General features: G+C 68.3%; 19 protein-coding genes. 14 read left to right on the top strand and 5 right to left on the bottom strand.

The features are described from left to right. Positions 1–145 precede the first annotated feature (145 nt). Together EQ874_RS10945 and EQ874_RS10950 are read left to right on the top strand one after the other, a co-directional pair. Positions 146–1,498 carry a M20/M25/M40 family metallo-hydrolase gene (locus EQ874_RS10945; RefSeq protein ID WP_129976746.1) on the top strand — a complete coding sequence of 451 codons (1,353 nt, stop codon included), beginning with the start codon at positions 146–148 and terminating at the stop codon, positions 1,496–1,498. Positions 1,499–1,528: 30 nt separating this feature from the next. Then, entirely contained in the window at positions 1,529–2,071 is a 543-nt protein-coding gene (locus EQ874_RS10950; protein WP_129976747.1) for a YbhB/YbcL family Raf kinase inhibitor-like protein, read from the top strand. Positions 2,072–2,129: 58 nt separating this feature from the next. Here EQ874_RS10950 and EQ874_RS10955 read toward each other — a convergent pair whose 3' ends face one another. The 4 genes from EQ874_RS10955 to EQ874_RS10970 all read right to left on the bottom strand — a co-directional run bounded on the left by EQ874_RS10955 (position 2,130) and on the right by EQ874_RS10970 (position 5,704). Continuing rightward, the gene (locus EQ874_RS10955) at positions 2,130–3,200 is read right to left on the bottom strand and encodes a quinone-dependent dihydroorotate dehydrogenase (protein WP_064064856.1); all 1,071 of its coding nucleotides are present in this window, start codon (positions 3,198–3,200) and stop codon (positions 2,130–2,132) included. Positions 3,201–3,241: 41 nt separating this feature from the next. Beyond that, complete coding sequence (locus EQ874_RS10960; protein WP_064064855.1) at positions 3,242–3,496, bottom strand: DUF5703 family protein; 255 nt, start codon at positions 3,494–3,496, stop codon at positions 3,242–3,244. Continuing rightward, a complete protein-coding gene (locus EQ874_RS10965) occupies positions 3,496–4,503 on the bottom strand; it encodes a hypothetical protein (RefSeq protein WP_129976748.1) in 1,008 nt (335 codons plus the stop codon). The genes EQ874_RS10960 and EQ874_RS10965 overlap by 1 nt, the downstream gene beginning before the upstream one ends. 262 nt (positions 4,504–4,765) lie before the next feature. Continuing rightward, positions 4,766–5,704 carry an aldo/keto reductase gene (locus EQ874_RS10970; protein WP_059383563.1) on the bottom strand — a complete coding sequence of 313 codons (939 nt, stop codon included), beginning with the start codon at positions 5,702–5,704 and terminating at the stop codon, positions 4,766–4,768. 211 nt (positions 5,705–5,915) lie between these two features. On the opposite strand from EQ874_RS10970, the gene EQ874_RS10975 reads away from it, so the two are divergent. From EQ874_RS10975 to EQ874_RS11030, 12 genes are all read left to right on the top strand, one after another. Further along, positions 5,916–6,761: an undecaprenyl-diphosphate phosphatase gene (locus tag EQ874_RS10975; protein WP_207213533.1), complete on the top strand. Its 846-nt coding sequence runs from the start codon at positions 5,916–5,918 to the stop codon at positions 6,759–6,761. Between the two features lie 36 nt (positions 6,762–6,797). Continuing rightward, complete coding sequence (locus EQ874_RS10980) at positions 6,798–7,526, top strand: histidine phosphatase family protein (RefSeq protein WP_129976750.1); 729 nt, start codon at positions 6,798–6,800, stop codon at positions 7,524–7,526. 45 nt (positions 7,527–7,571) lie between these two features. Then, positions 7,572–8,162 (top strand): DUF3090 domain-containing protein, encoded by a 591-nt coding sequence (locus tag EQ874_RS10985; RefSeq protein ID WP_064064851.1) that lies wholly within the window; start codon positions 7,572–7,574, stop codon positions 8,160–8,162. 4 nt (positions 8,163–8,166) lie between these two features. After that, positions 8,167–8,973 (top strand): SCO1664 family protein, encoded by an 807-nt coding sequence (locus tag EQ874_RS10990; protein WP_129976751.1) that lies wholly within the window; start codon positions 8,167–8,169, stop codon positions 8,971–8,973. 74 nt (positions 8,974–9,047) lie between these two features. Next, the gene (gene mshC / locus EQ874_RS10995; RefSeq protein WP_129976752.1) at positions 9,048–10,289 is read left to right on the top strand and encodes a cysteine--1-D-myo-inosityl 2-amino-2-deoxy-alpha-D-glucopyranoside ligase; all 1,242 of its coding nucleotides are present in this window, start codon (positions 9,048–9,050) and stop codon (positions 10,287–10,289) included. 355 nt (positions 10,290–10,644) lie between these two features. Continuing rightward, positions 10,645–12,009: a hypothetical protein gene (locus EQ874_RS11000; RefSeq protein ID WP_129976753.1), complete on the top strand. Its 1,365-nt coding sequence runs from the start codon at positions 10,645–10,647 to the stop codon at positions 12,007–12,009. Positions 12,010–12,167: 158 nt separating this feature from the next. Further along, positions 12,168–13,334, top strand: a complete 1,167-nt coding sequence (locus tag EQ874_RS11005) for an AAA family ATPase (RefSeq protein ID WP_347400873.1) — start codon at positions 12,168–12,170, stop codon at positions 13,332–13,334. After that, a complete protein-coding gene (locus EQ874_RS11010; RefSeq protein WP_129976755.1) occupies positions 13,331–14,569 on the top strand; it encodes a VWA-like domain-containing protein in 1,239 nt (412 codons plus the stop codon). The genes EQ874_RS11005 and EQ874_RS11010 overlap by 4 nt, the downstream gene beginning before the upstream one ends. 158 nt (positions 14,570–14,727) lie before the next feature. Beyond that, the gene (locus tag EQ874_RS11015; protein WP_347400874.1) at positions 14,728–15,339 is read left to right on the top strand and encodes a DUF6088 family protein; all 612 of its coding nucleotides are present in this window, start codon (positions 14,728–14,730) and stop codon (positions 15,337–15,339) included. Beyond that, complete coding sequence (locus EQ874_RS11020) at positions 15,336–15,590, top strand: nucleotidyl transferase AbiEii/AbiGii toxin family protein (protein ID WP_129976757.1); 255 nt, start codon at positions 15,336–15,338, stop codon at positions 15,588–15,590. Before EQ874_RS11015 ends, EQ874_RS11020 begins: the two co-directional genes overlap by 4 nt. Continuing rightward, positions 15,590–15,991 (top strand): AAA family ATPase, encoded by a 402-nt coding sequence (locus EQ874_RS11025; protein WP_242496745.1) that lies wholly within the window; start codon positions 15,590–15,592, stop codon positions 15,989–15,991. The genes EQ874_RS11020 and EQ874_RS11025 overlap by 1 nt, the downstream gene beginning before the upstream one ends. Positions 15,992–16,449: 458 nt before the next feature. Beyond that, positions 16,450–16,980 (top strand): ATP-binding domain-containing protein, encoded by a 531-nt coding sequence (locus EQ874_RS11030; RefSeq protein ID WP_129976759.1) that lies wholly within the window; start codon positions 16,450–16,452, stop codon positions 16,978–16,980. 254 nt (positions 16,981–17,234) lie between these two features. Here the strand turns inward: EQ874_RS11030 and EQ874_RS11040 are convergent, their stop codons facing one another. Further along, positions 17,235–17,996, bottom strand: coding sequence for a helix-turn-helix domain-containing protein (locus tag EQ874_RS11040; protein ID WP_129976761.1), 762 nt, complete (start codon positions 17,994–17,996; stop codon positions 17,235–17,237). Positions 17,997–18,125: the final 129 nt, after the last annotated feature.

Raw genomic sequence — 18,125 nt, forward strand, 5'->3', positions numbered from 1 at the left:
CGCCACTCGGACCTGATGCTCGCGCCCGCTCGTCGTGGGCGCTGTGAAAGAGTAACCCACCGCGCCGACGGTCCCAAATCGCCGCCTCCACCTGCACTGATCCGAACTGTCGTGGGGGTGGACGGGCGGTGGTAGACATACGGCCATGGCCATTGACACGAGCGCCCACCAACCGTCCAGAGCAGAGGAGGAGGTCGTCGACCTCGTCTCCCGCCTCATCCGGTTCGACACCTCTAACACCGGTGAACCCACCACGACCCGGGGCGAACGCGAGTGCGCCGAATGGGTGGCCTCCGTGCTCGAGGAGGTCGGCTACGAGACGACCTACGTCGAATCCGGCGCGCCGGGCCGCGGCAATGTCTTCGCCCGGCTGGCGGGCCAAGACCCGAGTCGCGGAGCGCTGATGCTCCACGGCCATCTCGATGTGGTGCCTGCCGAGGCCGCGGACTGGAGCGTGCACCCGTTCTCCGGTGCCGTCGAGAACGGCTACGTGTGGGGACGCGGAGCGGTCGACATGAAGGACATGGTCGGCATGATGATCGCCGTCGCCCGCTACTTCAAGGTCGAGAACATCGTGCCCCCGCGTGATCTGGTGTTCGCGTTCGTCGCCGACGAGGAGGCCGGGGGCAAGTTCGGTTCGCAATGGCTGGTGGAGCACCGGCCCGACCTGTTCGAGGGCGTCACCGAGGCTGTGGGGGAGGTCGGTGGGTTCTCCCTGACCGTGCCACGTCCCGACGGCACCGAACGGCGCCTGTACATGGTCGAGACCGCGGAGAAGGGCATGCGCTGGATGCGCCTGACCGCGACCGGTGTCGCCGGGCACGGCTCGTTCCTGCACGAGGACAATGCCGTCACCGTGCTCTCCCGCGCCGTGGCCCGGCTCGGTTCCCACACCTTCCCGCTCGTGGTGAACGATTCCGTAGCCGAGTTCCTCTCCGTCGTGAGTGAGGAGACCGGGCTGGACTTCGATCCGGCCTCACCCGATCTCGAGGGGGCACTCGCCAAGCTCGGCTCGATCGCCCGCATCGTGGGCGCGACCCTGCGCGACACCGCGAACCCCACCATGCTCGACGCCGGCTACAAGGCCAACGTCATCCCGCGCACCGCGCACGCCGTCGTCGACTGCCGCATCCTGCCGGGCCGGCTCGCCGAGTTCGAACGCACCGTCGACGAGCTGATCGGCCCGAACGTCACCCGCGAGTGGATCACCGGACTCGAGCCGTACGAGACCACCTTCGACGGCGAGCTCGTGGACGCGATGAACGCCGCGATCCTCGCGCACGATCCGATCGGCCGGACCGTGCCGTACATGCTCTCGGCCGGCACCGACGCCAAAGCGTTCGCCAGGCTCGGGATCCGTTGCTTCGGGTTCGCGCCGCTGCAGTTGCCGCCCGACCTGGACTTCGCGGCCCTGTTCCACGGCGTCGACGAGCGTGTCCCCGTCGACGCGCTGCGCTTCGGCACCCGTGTCATGGAACACTTCCTCCTGCACGCCTAGAACACTCGACACCGTCACGAAAGGACCGGAATGGCTTTCGATTACGATCCGTACACGTTCCTGCCCGAGTTGCCCACCTTCGAGGTGACCAGCGCGGACTTCGCCGAGGGCGAGGAATGGAAACTCCCGCAGGCCAGCGGTGCGTTCGGAATCCCCGGGGGCGGCGACGTCTCCCCACAGCTGTCCTGGTCGGGTTTCCCCGCCGAGACGAAGAGCTTCGTCGTCACGGTGTTCGACCCGGATGCCCCGACGGGCTCCGGTTTCTGGCACTGGGCCGTCGCGAACATCCCGGCTTCCGTCACGGAGTTGCCGACGGGTGCCGGTAGCGCCGACTCGGACGCTCTTCCGGAGCAGGCCGTGACGCTGCGCCACGACGGCGGAGCCCACGGCTTCATCGGCGCCGCTCCACCGGCCGGTCACGGCCACCACCGCTACATCGTCGCGGTGCACGCACTCGACGTCGAGATGCTCGACGGCGTCACGCCCGACTCGAGCCCGGCCTTCCTCGGCTTCAACGTCTTCGGGCACGCCATCGCCCGCGGTCTGTTGACCGGCACCTACGAGGTGCGCTGACACAACGGATCGCGGGCTCGGGACCACTGGCGTCCCGGGCCCCCGATCCGTGTGCCGATCAGACTCGTGCTGCGGCGCCCACCGCGTCGGCGATGGACCGGTAACCGTGCGCGCGCAGTTTGCGGGCGATGCCCTTGTTGATGCGGCGCGCCCAGAACGGGCCGCCGTAGATGAACCCGGTGTAGCCCTGGACCAGGGACGCACCTGCCAGGATGCGCTCGAAGGCCTGCTCGGGCGTCTCGATGCCGCCGACCGAGATCAGCGTGAACCGGTCGCCGACCCGTGAGCGCAGCCGGCGCAGCACCTCGAGCGATCGCTCGGCCACCGGCGCACCCGACAGACCACCCGCGCCGATCTCCTCGATCCGGCTCTGTGGGGTGTTCAATCCGTCGCGGCGGATGGTGGTGTTGGTGGCGACGATGCCGGCCAGGCCGAGTTCGAGCGCCAGGTCGGCCACCGCATCGACATCCTCGTCCGACAGATCCGGGGCGATCTTGACGAGCACCGGCACCGTCACGGTGTCGAGGACCGCGGCGAGGATCGGGCGCAGCGACTCGACGGCCTGCAGATCGCGCAGACCCGGGGTGTTCGGCGACGAGACGTTGACGACCACGAAGTCCGCGAGAGGACCGAGGAGCCGTGCGCTGTCGGTGTAGTCCTGCGCCGCCTGCTCGGCGGGCACCACTTTGGTCTTGCCGATGTTCGCGCCGATCGGCACGGTGCGGCGGCGCTGCCGCAGCCGGTTGGCGGCCTCACCGGCCCCGTGGTTGTTGAACCCCATCCGGTTCACGATCGCCCGATCCTCGGGCAGGCGGAACAGGCGCGGCTGCGGATTACCCGGCTGCGCCTGCGCGGTCACGGTGCCGACCTCGGCGAACCCGAAGCCGAGCGGACCCCAGACGTCCACACCGGTGGCGTCCTTGTCGAAGCCCGCGGCCAGGCCCACCGGGTTGGGGAACTCGACGCCGAACACCGAATTGCGCAGCACCGGGTCGTCGACGACGAGGATCTTCGACACCACGGTCCGCACCGGCTCGAACCTGGTCGCCCAGCGCATCGCCAGGAAGGCGAGATGGTGGGCTCGTTCCGGCGACAACAGGAACATGAGCCGAAGAAGCAAGCGGTACACGGACAACTCCCTGCAGGCCCGGGCGAGGCCCGGGGTGATGATCAGCGGACGGTGGGTTCGGGGACGTGATGGAGCGTCTTGCGGCGCCGGAGCAGCACGCGGCGGCTTCCGTCCGGGTACAGGCGCACCCGGGTGAGTTCCCAGCCGTGGAATTCCGCGGAGATCGCCAGCCGCATCGACGCACTCACCCGGGAGACGTCCCGGGGAAGTTTCAGCGGCACGTACTCGTATTCGTCGTTGCTGGTGTCCCAGCCGACAGGTAACCGGGTGAACCGGCCGAGTCGCTCGTTCGCCATCACTGTCCTTCGATCGGGATCCGTTGCAGACCGTCACCGGTCGCCGATGCGATCACCAGAGCCGCGTCGACCGGATCGACGGCGATCGAGTTCGGTTGCCGCACCGTTGCGAAGCGGTGGCGTTCTCGCGGGATCCCGGTCGAAAGATCGTAGCCCACGACCTCGTTGCTGCCGGTCAGAGTCACCCAGACCAGATCCCGTGTTTCGTCGTAGGTCACAGCGTACGGGGCGGGACCGACGGGATAGCGCTGCCGCAGGACGATCGCGTCGAGGGTGTAGACGAGCAGCTCGTCCCCGGTGGTGTCGGTGACCATCACGCGCCCGAACGGGTCGGTGGTCAGCTGCGTCGCTCCCTCACCGGAGCGCAGCGCGGGACCGAGATGGGCGTCGGCCAGGTCGAGTTCGGTGAGCGAGGTCTGCCGGCGGTCGAGCGCCGCGACAGCGTCCCCGGTGACGGCGAGGGCGTCGACGGAGGCGAGGCCACCGACCGTGGTGCTTACCTCACCGGAGCCGGGGTCGACGACCAGCACGCGGCCGTCGTCGGTCCCGACGGCCCAGCGACCGTCGGACAGCACGGCCGCCGACGATGCGGTGCCGTCGACCGGAACCTCGGTGAGCGTGCCCGCGGCAGCGTCGATACGCAGCACGGCACCGGATGCGGGAGCGAGCACACTGCCGTCGGGTCCGGCCACGACGGTCGCCGCGGACGACGGCAGGTCCACCAGACGCGGTTCGGACTCGGCGTCGTCGAACAGCGCCACCCGTGCTCCGTCGTCGACGAGCGCGGCGAAGGTACCGGTGGACGGTTCGACGATCAGGGCGTCGACCTGCAGGTCGAGGGGGCGGACATCGCCGGCGGGGGATGGGCCGACCTCGGGCGCGGCCGCCGGCGTGGCGGGTTCGATGGTCTGCAGTACGTCCGGGGTGCTCTCCGACGAGCAACCCGCCAGCGCGACCAGCGCGATCGCACCCACCATCGTGACCGCCCGGATGCCCGCTCTGCCCATCGTTGCTGCTCCTCGTCCTCGGATTCGATCCGCACCTGCCGGACGCCTCCCGGCGACCGGCGCACCGACCCTCAGTGTTCCTGATGCCGGTCGCGGGAAAGAAATCAGGACGCCGCCCGCCGGGCCGGATGTGACCTGCTGCTCAGCTCTGCGCCGAGGCAGGCAGGTCGCGGCTCGGACGGCGGGGGCAGCACGACCACCACGGCGTGTTCGTCGTGCCCACCTTCGGGAAAGGAGCGAGGTGTGATCGGTGTTGCCGGGATCACGCGCTCACGTCGTCGAGCGCCGCGGCGATCGCCGGTGGCAAGGCCAACTCCTCCGCGACCAGCACTCCGGTCAGTTGCGCGAGATCCCGTGCGCCCACGAGCGTCGACGCCACATGCGGTCGATCGCGCACCCAGGCCAGGGCCACCGCCAGTGGCGACGTGCCGAGGCCGTCGGCGGCCGTGGCCACCGCGTCGACCACCCGCACCGCGGATTCGGTGAGATAACGGCGCACTTCCTCGGTGTGCACATCGTCGGCGCCCCGCGAATCCGCCGGCACACCCGACCGGTACTTACCGGTGAGCACACCACCGGCGAGCGGGACCGCTGCGAAGACACCCACTCCGTGATGTGCGGCCGCCGGGATCAGCTCCTCCTCGACACCGCGGGCGAGCAGGGAGTACTCGACCTGCGTGCTGATCAGCGGAGCCGGGCGCCGCGCCGCGGCCGCCGCGGTCGCGAGCTGCCAGCCGAGATAACCGCGCACCCCGACGTAGCGCACGCGCCCGCTGGTCACCGCGAACTCGAGGGCGTCCATCACCTCGTCGACGGGGGTGTGCGGATCCCACGTCGCGACCTGCCACACGTCGAGGTGGTCGGTGCCGAGTTCGCGCAGCGTCGCGTCGAGCTGGTTGAGCAGCCCCGAACGGGAGCAGTCCACCCGGCCGGAGCCGAGGGTGGTGGTGTCGATGCCGGAGCTGCCCGAGAGCACCAGCTGGTCGCGGGGCACCACGTCGTCGAGCAGTTCGGCGAGGATCCGCTGCGCGACCCCGTCTCCGTAGGCGGGGGAGGTGTCGACGAGCGTGCCTCCCACATCGACGAAGGCCGACAGCTGCGCCGCGGCCTCGTCGCCGTCCGTTCCGCGACCCCACGTCAAGGTGCCCAGGCCGAGCCGTGAAACCCGCAGGCCGCTCGCACCGACTGTCCTGTATTCCATAACCGTCCGCGTTTCCTCCCGACACGACGGGACGTCGCCGCGCTCGGCCACGACCCCGGTATTGCACCCTAATGCGCGCGACCCGCCGTACAGCGTCCGGCGCGCCGACCGATCGGTCACCACGTACCCTTCGCCGAGTGAGAATTGCTCCCTGGATCCGAGACCGTCGACCCGCCCCCGCCGCAGCCTCCGTGCCGGGAGTCGCCGCATGATCGGCGAATCGATGACCTGGCTGCAGACGATCGTGCTCGGCATCGTGCAGGGGCTCACGGAGTTCCTGCCGATCTCCTCGTCCGGCCACCTGCGGATCGTCTCGGAGATCTTCTTCGGTGAGGATGCGGGCGCGTCCTTCACGGCGGTCACCCAGTTGGGCACCGAGGCCGCCGTTCTGGTGTTCTTCGCCGGGGACATCTGGCGGATCCTGCGGGCCTGGTTCCGCGGCCTGTTCCACAAGGAGCACCGCTCCGACCACGATTACAAGATGGGCTGGTACGTCATCCTCGGCACCATCCCGATCGGCATCCTCGGCGTGCTGTTCAAGGACGACATCCGCACCGTCGCCCGCAATCTGTGGCTCGTCGCCACCATGCTCATCGTGTTTTCGATCGTCATCGCAGCTGCCGAGTACTTCGGCAAACAGCGGCGCGACGTGAGTCAGCTCACCCTCAAGGACGGGCTGATCATGGGTTCGGCGCAGGCGCTGGCCCTGATCCCCGGCGTGTCCCGCTCCGGCGGCACCATCTCCGCCGGTCTGTTCCTCGGGCTCACCCGCGAGGCTGCCGCCCGATACTCGTTCCTGCTCGCCATCCCCGCCGTCGTCGCCTCCGGTCTGTTCAGCCTGCCGGACGCCTTCGAACCGGCCGGGGAGGGGCTCAATGCCTCGGGGGCGCAGTTGCTCGTCGCGACCGTGATCGCCTTCGCGGTCGGCTACGCGGCGATCGCGTGGCTGCTGCGCTTCGTCGTCAACCACTCGATGTACTGGTTCGTCGGCTACCGGGTGATCCTCGGTGCGGTCGTGCTGGCGCTGCTCGCCACGGGCGTGGTCTCCGCCACCTGACAGACTGCCGGCAGGCCGTACCTCTAGGCTGGGCGCATGACGGTCATCCTGCTGCGGCACGGACGTTCGACCGCGAACACCTCGCACGTGTTGGCAGGTCGATCGCCCGGTGTCGAACTCGACGAGGTCGGCCACGTGCAGGCGAAGAATCTCGTCACCCGCTTCGCCGGGCTCGAGATCACCGAGATCGTGCGATCGCCCTTGCTGCGCTGTCGGCAGACGGTGCAGCCGCTCGCGACCGATCGCGGACTCGAACCGGTCGTCGACGAGCGGCTCGCCGAGGTCGACTACGGGCAGTGGACCGGACGCGAGCTGAAAGAACTGGTGAAGGAACCGTTGTGGGCGGTCGTGCAGCAGCACGCGTCCGCGGTGGTCTTCCCCGGCGGCGAAGGGCTTGCGCAGGTGCAGTCCCGTGCGGTCGCCGCGATCCGCGAACACGACCGGCGTCTGCGCGAGACGCACGGCAAGGACGTCGTGTGGATCGCCTGCAGTCACGGCGACGTGATCAAGTCGATCCTCGCCGACGCGCTCGCGACCCACCTCGATGCGTTCCAGCGAATCGTCGCCGAACCGGCGTCGATCAGCATCGTCCGCTACACCGACACCCGGCCGTTCGTGCTGCGCGTGAACGACACCGGTTCGGACCTGTCCGGGCTCGCCGGCCCGTCCGAACCGAAGTCCGTGCCCGGCGGGGAGGTCCCCGGTGCGGTGGAGGAACCCGGCGACCCGCCTCGAGGGCACCGGCAGGAGACGGCGCGCGGATAATGGCAGTGACCGTCATGGCAGAGTGTGGGGACTCGAGGAGGTGTGATGGCCCGCGCGATACACGTGTTTCGAACCCCCGATCGGTTCATCGCCGGCACCGTCGGTGAACCGGGCGACCGGGTGTTCTACCTGCAGGCCGTGCACGAGTCCCGTGTCGTGAGCGTGCTGCTGGAAAAGCAGCAGGTGCAGATCCTGGCCGACCGGATGGGCCTGCTCCTCGAAGAGGTGCAGCGCCGGTTCGGCACCGTGATCCCCGACTACCCCGAGGTCGACGTCAGCCCGCTGGTGACACCGATCGAGGCGGAGTTCCGCGTCGGCACGATGGGTCTGGGCTGGGACGCCGATGCCGGCTCGGTGGTGGTCGAACTGCTCGCGGTCACCGACACCGAACTCGACGAATCGGTGGTGCTCGACGACACCGAGGAAGGCCCCGACGCCGTGCGGGTGTTCCTCACCCCGGTCCAGGCCCGCGAGTTCGCGGCCCGCTCCGAACTCGTCGTCTCGGCCGGTCGCACTCCGTGCCCGCTGTGTGGCGAGCCGATCGGCGCCGACGGGCACATCTGCATCCGCACCAACGGCTATCTGCGCACCCCCGGATTCGATCCGGCCTCGTGGTTCGGCGAGGAAGAAAGCTGACCACGTGACGACGCCGGACACCCGGACCGTGCTGACCGACGGCGACCTCACCGTCGTCGGACAGATCGTGCACGCGAGCAACGCCACCCTCGTGTGCGACGCGCGGCACGGCGACACCGTCGTGCGGTGCGTCTACAAGCCCGTCCGGGGCGAGCGGCCACTGTGGGACTTCCCCGACGGCACCCTCGCCGGACGCGAGGTCGCCTCGTACCTGATCTCCGAGGCGCTCGGCTGGGACGTCGTTCCGCTCACGGTGCTGCGCGACGGGTCGTACGGACCCGGCATGGTGCAGCGCTGGATCGACACGGTCGACTCGGTGCAAGGCGCCACGGAACGACTGGACTTGGTGGATCTGTGCCCGGCGGGCGCGGTCGCACAGGGGTGGCTGCCGATCCTGCGTGCCCGTGATCTGGACGGCGCCGAGGTGGTGCTCGTCCACGCCGACGATCCGCGCCTGCAGCGCATGGCGGTGCTCGACGTCGTCCTCAACAACGCCGACCGCAAAGGTGGGCACGTCCTCGAAGGTCTCGACGGACACGTCTACGGCGTCGATCACGGCATCTGCCTGCACCAGGACGACAAGCTGCGCACCGTGCTGTGGGGGTGGAGCGGCGAGACGGTCGATCCGGTCCTGCTCGCCGATCTCGACAAGTTGCTGCGCCGGTTCGACGGCGGGTTCGCCGAGGAGCTGCGCGAGCACATCACCGGCGTCGAGGTCCGCGCATTGCAGCGCCGGATCACCCGGCTGCTCGAGCATCCTGTGATGCCGCATCCGCGCGGCGACCGGCGCATTCCCTGGCCGGCGTTCTGAGGCATCCGCGCTTCGCCCGTCCCGCCCCGGGTGCCCGCGCGGAGCACTTCTCCGACTCCATTAGGCTCGTGGTCATGCAATCTTGGTCCGACGTCGCGATCCCGTCCGTCCCCGGCCAGGGGCCTCCGCTGCGGTTGTTCGACACCGCGGACCGAGCGGTGCGTCCGGTCACCCCGGGTGACACCGCGACGATGTACGTGTGTGGTATCACCCCCTACGACGCCACGCACCTCGGCCACGCCGCCACCTACCTGACCTTCGATCTGGTCAACCGCATCTGGCGCGACGCCGGCCACGACGTCCACTACGTGCAGAACGTCACCGATGTCGACGACCCGCTGTTCGAACGCGCCGAGCGCGACGGTGAGGACTGGGTCGTCCTCGGCATGCGCGAGACCGCGCTGTTCCGCGAGGACATGGAAGCCCTGCGGGTGCTGCCTCCGCGCGATTACATCGGTGCCGTGGAGTCGGTGAACGAGGTCGTGGAGCTCGTCGAGAAGCTCGTCGCCTCCGGTGCGGCGTACATCGTCGACGACGCCGAGTACCCCGACGTCTATTTCCGGACCGATGCCACCGAGCAGTTCGGCTACGAGTCCGGCTACGACCACGACACGATGATGCGGTTCTTCGCCGAGCGCGGCGGCGACCCGGAACGTCCCGGCAAGCGCGACCCGCTCGACGCCCTGCTGTGGCGCGCGCAGCGTCCCGGCGAACCGGCGTGGCCGTCGCCCTTCGGCGACGGACGTCCCGGTTGGCACATCGAATGCGCGGCCATCGCTCTCAACCGCATCGGCTCCGGTTTCGACGTGCAGGGCGGCGGCAGCGACCTGATCTTCCCGCACCACGAGTACTCCGCCGCGCATGCCGAAGCCGTCACCGGCGACCGGCGGTTCGCCCGGCACTATGTGCACACCGGCATGATCGGCCTCGACGGCGAGAAGATGTCCAAGTCTCGCGGCAACCTGGTGTTCGTCTCCAAGCTGCGCGGGGAAGGTGTCGACCCGGCCGCGATCCGCCTTGGCCTGCTGTCGGGCCACTACCGCGTCGACCGGCCGTGGACGGCCGAGGTTCTCGAGACCGCGCAGGCGCGACTGGTCTTGTGGCGGCAGGCAGCGGGGTTGTCGTCGGCAGCGTCGGCCGACGATGTGATCGCGCGTCTGCGGCAGCACCTCGCCGACGATCTCGACACCCCCAAGGCCCTCGACGCCCTGGACGGGTGGGCGACGTTCGCCGTCGAACGCGGGGGAGACGACGCATCGGCGCCGGGTCTGTTCGCCGACGCGGTCGACGCGCTGCTCGGTGTGAACCTGCGCTGACACGCACGGGTGAAGCGCGAGCGCACACCGTCTCGGGTCCGCTCGATGGGGAGGTTGTGTGCGATTCCGACGTCGGTGTCGCACACAGCCGCCCCGTACGTTTCAGCCACTCGGCTTATCTCGGAGCACCCACACGCGAATGTCGTCCCCGTCGGGTTCGGCAGGTGCGGGGGCGTTTGTCGGCACCGATGACCACGTTCGACCACGTCCATCGGACGCCCGTGCCGCCGAGTGGCGGACGTCGTCCTGGTCCGAGTAGACACGCGCCCTGGCCGCGATTGCCGCGACACGCTACGATTGCGCCGATGGCAACCTTCTCTGATCAAAGATTGGGGGCCCAGTTCACACACGGTGAGTGCTGATGCACACTCCGACCGTGAACGGGTTCGACTCCCGACTGTCCTTCTGGCTGCGCGTGCGTGAGTTCGCCGTACCGCCGTCCATGATCGAAGCCGCAACCGACCTACGTCTCGCCGGCGACTGGCGTGGCGCCTGCGCTGCAGCGGGATTCGATGTCGACATCGACCTACGCGTACTGCGCCACACGCACGGCTTCGACGTCGCATCACAGGTTTTGGACGATCTGCGTCACCTGGCCCCGGACCTGCTGCGCTGGCACCTACCGCGCGTGGCGCCCGACGGACTGCTGCGCCCGGGGCTGACCATCGCACTGGCCCGATACGGCCCTGATGGGCACCGAAAGCCGTGTGGTGGAATCGGTTCGGTGCAGTTGGTGGCCCGGACCACGCCGGCCTGGGCGGACGCGGGGCAGAGGGTCGTCCTGACACTGTGGGACGGCCCGGATGCCGCGAACCATCCGCATCCCCGTCCCAACGGGCGTTTCCGATTGGACCTTCATCGGCATCTGTGGGACGCCCGCAGGTCCAACGAGCTACGAGTACGCTGCGGGACAGGGAAATTGCCGAACTCCGCGCTCGATCCTGGTCTGGGGGAGGCGATACCGAAGGGGTGCGCCGTCGACCGCTGGGCGGCAGAATCTCGCATTCTGCTCCGCGCGGACGGGCAGGGCGACGGTCCCGTGCGGGTGCGGTGTGGGGGCCGGTACGACGTGGTGATGGAGTCGGGTGGAGTCGATCCCGCCGCGGTACGCCTCGTGGACGACTACCCGCGCGGACGACTCGCCGCGTTGCCGGTGCTGCCCGATGCCGCGACCTGGGTATTGCCCGATCTGGAGCTGATCCGGTCGGGAGCGATCACCGCCGATCGGCTGCATCCGCTGGTCGCCGCCGCTCTGGATCCGGGTTGGAGGCCGCCGACCTCAACCTCGGAATCGAGGCCGGAGAATCGGATCAACCGTGTCGACTGCCGTGGTGAACAGCACCGGATCGGACTGGTCGACGGTGCCCTGACCGCACTCGACCATGATCCCGCCGAGATTCGGCGCGAGGAACTGCTCGCCCAACTGGGCGGCACACCGCTGCCGTGCCTGCAGGTCATCGACCAGACGCTTCGCCGTCCGGACTGTCTGCCGGGCGTCCGCGAACGTCTGGACCACGGAGACGCCGCCGGGGCGTTGGCGCTCGTCGAAGGGTGGCTCGGTCCCGATGCCGTTCTCCGCGACGGTCCTCTGCTGGACGAACTCCGCGCAGCCGCGGACCGCCGCAGCACGTACGACCGGTTCCGTTCCACACCGGTGGAGCCGCCACCCGTAAGGCAACCTCGGCGCACAGGGCGGTCGCGCCGTACCCGTTCACTCTGACTCTTTCCCCTTCTTCCCGAAATCCGCTGCGCCGCAGCGTGGCCGGCCGGCCACGTCCTGCCGCTCGACTCGATACCCAGGTGATGCACATGTCTTCCGCACTTCTTCCCGACCGGCCGCAGCACGATGAACTCGGCAGTGCTGCAGCACTGTCGGCGATGCTCTACTCGGTCACCACCGAACCTCGTTCCGACGACCGACTCGAGGCCCTCACTCTGGCGGTGGCCGCGGACCTACCGGTACTGCTGTGGGGCGAACCGGGCATCGGCAAGACCGCCGCCCTGACCCAGCTCGCCGAGGCCGTGGACCTCCCGCTGACCAGCGTCATCGCGAGCATTCACGAGCCGTCGGATTTCTCGGGCCTGCCCGTGCTCGGAGACGACCCGGCGACACGCGGGGTCCCGATGGCCCCTCCCGAATGGGCCGTCCGGCTCGTCGAGGCCGGCCGGGGACTGCTCTTCCTGGACGAACTGTCGACGGCACCGCCTGCCGTGCAAGCAGCTTTGCTGCGTCTCGTTCTCGAAAGACGAATCGGGGCACTGCAACTGCCACCCGGTGTCCGCATCGTGGCCGCCGCCAACCCACCGTCCTCGGCAGCGGACGGCTGGGAGCTGAGCCCGCCGTTGGCGAACCGATTCGTGCACCTCCATTGGACCTACGACCACGAGGTCGTCGTCCGGGGGCTCGGCGGGACCTGGCCACGTGCGACGCTGCCTCGCCTCGACCCGGGGAAGTTCGTCGACGCGGTGACGTTCGGCCGCCGTGCAGTCTGTGAGTTCCTCGCCGCCCGCCCGGCTCTCGTGCACCAGATGCCCAGCAGTCAGACCCGCCGTGGTGCCGCGTGGCCCTCGCCACGGAGCTGGGACATGACCGTGCGGTTGATCGCGTTCGCGACCGCCACCTCATCGTCGAAGGACGTACTGTCCCTGCTGGTCCGGGGAAGTGTCGGCGACGGGCCCGGATTCGAGCTGCTGGCCGCTGTCGAGCGCATGGATCTCCCGGACCCGGAGACGCTGCTAGCCGATCCGGCATCCGCCGATCTCCCCGATCGAGGGGATCTGCGCCAGGCCGTGCTCGACGCGGTCGTCGCAGCCGTCCGCCGACGGCCCGACAAGTCTCGCTGGGACGCGGCGTGGACAATCCTGGTCACCGCAGTGGAAACCGGGCCACCCGACCTCGTGGTCGTTCCTGCGACCACACTGGCTACTCTGCGGCAAGACGATTGGGAGCTGCCTGCGGCCATCGACCGGCTCGCCGGGATCGTATCGGTGTCCAAAGCAGCGGACCACGCCCGTGACCGCGCCGCAGTACAGGCCGAACGATGACGGCGGCACCAGCGTTCGACGCTGACAAGATCTATGCCGCGCGGTTGTACGCCGCTCGCGCCCGGCCCTACCTCGCGACCGCCCTGTACGCGCTGCACATCGTCAGCTCGCCTCGAGTGCCGACCATGGGCGTGGACGGGCACTGGCGCTGTTACGTCTCGCCTGCTTTAGTCGTTCAGCGACCAGTGGAGGAACTGGCCTCGCTCCTGGTCCACGAGGTGTCGCATCTGCTGCGCGATCACCACGGCCGCAGCGACCGTTACGCCCACGCACACGGACTGACTTCCCGCGCTGATCGGCTACGGATGAATCTCGCTGCCGATGCGGAGATCAACGACGACGCGTTCGGCGACGGGTTACCGACACCTCACGATGCCGTACTGCCGTCGACCCTGCGAGTGCCCGGCGGCCGGCTCATGGAGGAGTACCTGGGCGAGTTCGGCCTCGGTCCGTGGACCGACGCCGTGGCGTGGCTCGACTGCGGCAGCGGTGCCGACGGACTGCGCCGTGAGTGGGAACTGGGCCCGGAGGGGGCGAACGGGCTCAGCGACGAGCAGCGAGACGCAGTCCGATTCCGGGTGGCGCACAGCATCATCGGACAGCCGGGCAGCGCGCCCCACGGGTGGCGGCGGTGGGCAGAGGAAGCTGTGCACCCGCCACAACCGTGGCGAGCCCTGCTGGGCGCGGCAATCCGCTCGGCCACATCCTCGTCGGGGGCCGGCGACAACTACACCTATCTCCGGCCGGCACGTCGCTCCGCCGCCGTGCCCGGCGCGATACTGCCGAGTCTGCGACGCAACCCGCCTCGGGTCAGCATCATCGTGGACACGTCGGGTTCGGTCAGCGACGCCGACCTGGGCAGTGCACTCCTCGAGGTCGCCGCCATCGCACGGGCCGTGGGTGGACGCCGCGACCTGGTCACGGTGCTGTCCTGCGACGCAGCGGCCCGGGTGGTGCACCCGCTGTGTCAGGCCGAGGACATTCCACTGTTCGGGGGTGGCGGTACGGATCTGCGCGCCGGATTCGAGAGGGCGCTGCGCAGTCGATTCCGTCCCGACGTGGTGGTCGTGCTCACCGATGGGCAAACCCCCTGGCCCAGTAGCCGTCCGCGGTGCCGAACGGTGGTCGGGTTGTTCCCCCGGATCGCTCCCCGAAACGAATCGGACCCCGACTTCGTCCTCAGCCGACCACCGGAATGGGCGCAGGTGGTGGAGATCGGCACATCGCGCACCTGAGCGGCACCCGCACGCGTGCGCGTGGCAGCTCGCGTACAGTGCATCCACTCCCTACTGGTTGCATAGGCAGTGTGCATTCCGTAAGGGTTCTAGCCTACGAAATGCACACTGAAAGGACTGATGTGGGCAGGTTGCGTGGGACACCGCTGCCGGTCTAGCTGGCGCGCTCCACCCTGTCCATGTTCCGTCCCCAGGATGCTGCCCGCGTGTATGCGCACCCGCGTCCCGAGCTGTCGCGGCTCGTCGATCAGGGCGTCTTGCATCGGGTGGTCCATGGCTACTACATCGTCGTCCCGCAAGACCAGGTGGGGCGTCCGTGGCGGCCCGGTCTGGAAGCCGTTGCCGCGGGGATCGCCTCGACGATCTACCGAGCAGATCGAGTGGTGCTGATAGGTATCAGCGCAGCGCGGTTACTCGGTGCGACTTCCCGTGCGCCGGCGAATGCCGTCGTCGCCGTCCCTCGTGCGCACAGACCGATCGAGCTGAACGGCCGGCCTGCCAGTGTCCGGTTCGTGCAACGCGATCCCGACGCTCTCGATGCCGAACGCGTGGAGACATCGCTCGGGCGTGTCCTCGTCACGACAGCCGAACAGACAGTGCTCGATCTCGCCCGCCGACCATTGCTCGGTAACTCAGAGGCCGAGATCCCTGCGGCGATCGCTGTCCTCTACCGCCGCAGCGATCCAGACCGGCTCGCCGACATGGCGAAGTCACAGCGTCCCGTTGCGGCATTGCGACGTGCCGACATCTGGGCCGGAGCGCAATCGTGAACCTCGACGAACGAGACTGGGTCTCCACACAGTTCGGTGTCTCGCCGGAACAGGTGGAGCGTGACCACCTCATCTCACATCTCCTCGCGGCAATCGCGAATCGCTTCGCGGACCGCGTGCATTTCATCGGGGGCACCGCGCTCGCGCGCACCCACCTCCCGAGCGGTCGTCTCAGCGAGGACATCGATCTCGTTGCTTTGGGTAATCGGAATGGGCTGGTACAGGCGAAACGACGATCGTCAAAGCCCTGATCCATCATCCGACGGTTACAGGCCGAGGCGTGCTGCTTGTTGCACCCACCGGCAAAGCCCGCGTGCAACTGGCGAAGAAGGCCGACCACGATGCTGTCACCGTGGCTCAGCTCCTCGCCCGCAGCGATCGATATGACGGGAACACCGGACGGTACCGGGTGACGGGTGATCCCGGTAACCGCGCAAAGTACGGCCTGGTCGTGGTGGATGAGGCGTCGATGCTCACGGAGACGATGCTTGCGGCGCTGATGGATGCTCTCGTGCCGCCGGACCGTCTTATCCTGGTGGGCGATCCGCGTCAGCTTCCTCCGATCGGCGAAAGAAGACCATTCGTCGATCTCGAACGCGCGGCGGACACGACGGACGCTGGCCGGCGGTCGCGCCTGGATGGGCGGAGTTGACTGTGCTGCGCGGCGCCGCCAGCAAGGGCACGTTCGCGACGATCTGATGCTGGCCAAGTGGTTTGCCGGTGACGAAATTCCGGAGGGTTTCGACGACGTCCGGAAACGAATCCGCCGCGGCGACAAGATGCCATCTCTACGTGCGGTCGCGTGGGAGGTACGGTCCCCGGAGCAGGTGATCGATGATGTCCTGGCGACGAACTCGGTGTGCGCACGGGCGATGACGGCCGTTCGTTCGCGGCATCGTACGGAGCGGCAGTCGACCCGTACGTGAACTACTTCGATGCCGCCTCCCATATCGAGAAGTGGCAGGTACTTTTGCCATTCCGCAATTGCACGTACGGATCCGTCCGGTTGAATCGGCACTTGAAGGAAACGCACCGCGGTTTCGAACTCCGCAAGGCACAAATGTGGGGTAAGAGTCGAAGCGTGCCTGAACCGCTCGCCCCGAGCGAATCATGCTGGGCGACACGGTCGTCAATACCCGAAACAGGTCACGCGCGTGGTTCCGGTCCAAGGATGAAGGGGAGTCGAAGGGATATCTCACCAACGGCGAGATCGGCGTCGTCATCGGACAGATCAAGACCAAGGCCATGAAGAACCCGCCCTGGAACGGGCGAGTCGGATACTCCAGCCGGCTCGGCCGCCGCTTCACCACCTCTGTGGGATCCTCCAAGACCGACGCGCCCGTTGAAATCGCATGGGCACTAACGGTTCACAAGGCGCAAGGCTCGGAATTCGGTCTGGTTGTGGTGATGCTGCCGGCGGGGGCGCACCGAGTGTCTCGGGAATTGCTGTACGCGGCGTTGACGCGTCAGACCGATCGTGTGGTGCTCTGCCATGAGGGACCGATCGACGAACTTCTCGAGTTGACCCGTGCAAGCGGTTCCGACACCGGGCCGCTGGTGGACCTGGGCAGGCACGGCCACCAACCGCACGCTGCAGGCATCGCTTCCGACACTGGTGGATCCCCGCCAGCGAGTCGATGAGAAGTCGCTGCGGTTGCTCCCGGGTATCACGTCGGCCGACGTACGCGCGGCTCTGGCCGATCCTGCGAAGGATTTGTCCGATCGATTTCGAGCAGCGATAGTCTACATCGCTCGCCGCCAAAGGAATTGGTGTCCACATCTCAGGGGGAGGCGCCCCGCGGTGTTCGAAGCGGCCGGCTGTCCGGACCGGCAACCGGGATGTCGTACTTCTCCGACTCTGCGGCCGGAGCGAGCATCAGGTCGCGACATGAAGGTCAGGCCCGTGCCTTCTCAGCCACAGTACGGGGCGTTGCCGGCGCATTGAGCCGTTGCCAGATGGCGGCGGCAGCGCTTTGCAACGGTATGCGGACCTGTTGCTCGTTGTCGACCCGCCGCGCCGGTCCGAACACCGAGACGGCGGCGGCTCGGCCGTATCCCTGGGGGCCGATAGGAGCCGCCAGACACGCGAACCCTTCCAGACAGCCGTCGCGCTTGTAGGCGATGCGGGATTCCCGCACACGCATGATTTCGAGGTCGACGACGCACGGTGACGATGCGAGTGCAAGCAGAGCCGTGCCGATCGTGGATTGTCGTGCCGGCGTTCTGCTGCCTGCCCGCGTCTTGATCGCGGAGACGGACTCACCGCCGATCCGTTCCAGGTAGACGACGTCGTCACCGTCGAGAACCCCGAGCTGGACGATGCAGCCGGTCTGCTGGTGAAGCCATCGCAGACTGGGTAGGGCCGCCAGGCGGAGAGCGTCGTCGTTGACAGCTGCCGAGCCCAGCTCGACCATACGCATGCCCAGCCGATACCTCATGCCCTCGCGTCGGAGCCAATCCAGGGCCACCAGCTGCTCCAACGTCCGGTGCACCGATGCCTGCGGGAGACCGGTGACCAGAGCGACCTGGGTCAGGGTCAACCCCGCCGGGGACGTGCCTGCCTCGGCCGCGAAGACATCGAGGATCCGTGCCGCCCGCCGCAGGACTCCGGTCGGTGGTCGGCCCGGGTCGTGTCCCCCCGGTTCGCTCGAGCTCATTCTGTGTCCTTCGCACCGAGTAGAGAAGATCGCTGAGCGATCTGTGCTGCCCTTCGAGTAATAACAGTCCGCGTGTCGCGCAGCGCCGATTCTTCCGTTCACCGGAAGAACGGTTAGGGCTGTACCGTC

It is taken from the genome of Rhodococcus sp. Q1 (assembly GCF_004153645.1).
Taxonomy (GTDB): Bacteria; Actinomycetota; Actinomycetes; order Mycobacteriales; family Mycobacteriaceae; genus Rhodococcus; species Rhodococcus gordoniae.

Excerpts from the sequence above, each read along its gene's own strand:
- mshC (WP_129976752.1), top strand. The coding sequence starts at position 9,048 with ATGCAATCTTGGTCCGACGTCGCGATCCCGTCCGTCCCCGGCCAGGGG.
- EQ874_RS11040 (WP_129976761.1), bottom strand. The coding sequence starts at position 17,996 with ATGAGCTCGAGCGAACCGGGGGGACACGACCCGGGCCGACCACCGACC.
- EQ874_RS10960 (WP_064064855.1), bottom strand. The coding sequence starts at position 3,496 with ATGGCGAACGAGCGACTCGGCCGGTTCACCCGGTTACCTGTCGGCTGG.
- EQ874_RS10970 (WP_059383563.1), bottom strand. The coding sequence starts at position 5,704 with ATGGAATACAGGACAGTCGGTGCGAGCGGCCTGCGGGTTTCACGGCTC.
- EQ874_RS11005 (WP_347400873.1), top strand. The coding sequence starts at position 12,168 with ATGCTCTACTCGGTCACCACCGAACCTCGTTCCGACGACCGACTCGAG.
- EQ874_RS11030 (WP_129976759.1), top strand. The coding sequence starts at position 16,450 with ATGCTGGGCGACACGGTCGTCAATACCCGAAACAGGTCACGCGCGTGG.
- EQ874_RS10945 (WP_129976746.1), top strand. The coding sequence starts at position 146 with ATGGCCATTGACACGAGCGCCCACCAACCGTCCAGAGCAGAGGAGGAG.
- EQ874_RS10950 (WP_129976747.1), top strand. The coding sequence starts at position 1,529 with ATGGCTTTCGATTACGATCCGTACACGTTCCTGCCCGAGTTGCCCACC.
- EQ874_RS11010 (WP_129976755.1), top strand. The coding sequence starts at position 13,331 with ATGACGGCGGCACCAGCGTTCGACGCTGACAAGATCTATGCCGCGCGG.
- EQ874_RS10965 (WP_129976748.1), bottom strand. The coding sequence starts at position 4,503 with ATGGGCAGAGCGGGCATCCGGGCGGTCACGATGGTGGGTGCGATCGCG.
- EQ874_RS10985 (WP_064064851.1), top strand. The coding sequence starts at position 7,572 with ATGGCCCGCGCGATACACGTGTTTCGAACCCCCGATCGGTTCATCGCC.
- EQ874_RS10980 (WP_129976750.1), top strand. The coding sequence starts at position 6,798 with ATGACGGTCATCCTGCTGCGGCACGGACGTTCGACCGCGAACACCTCG.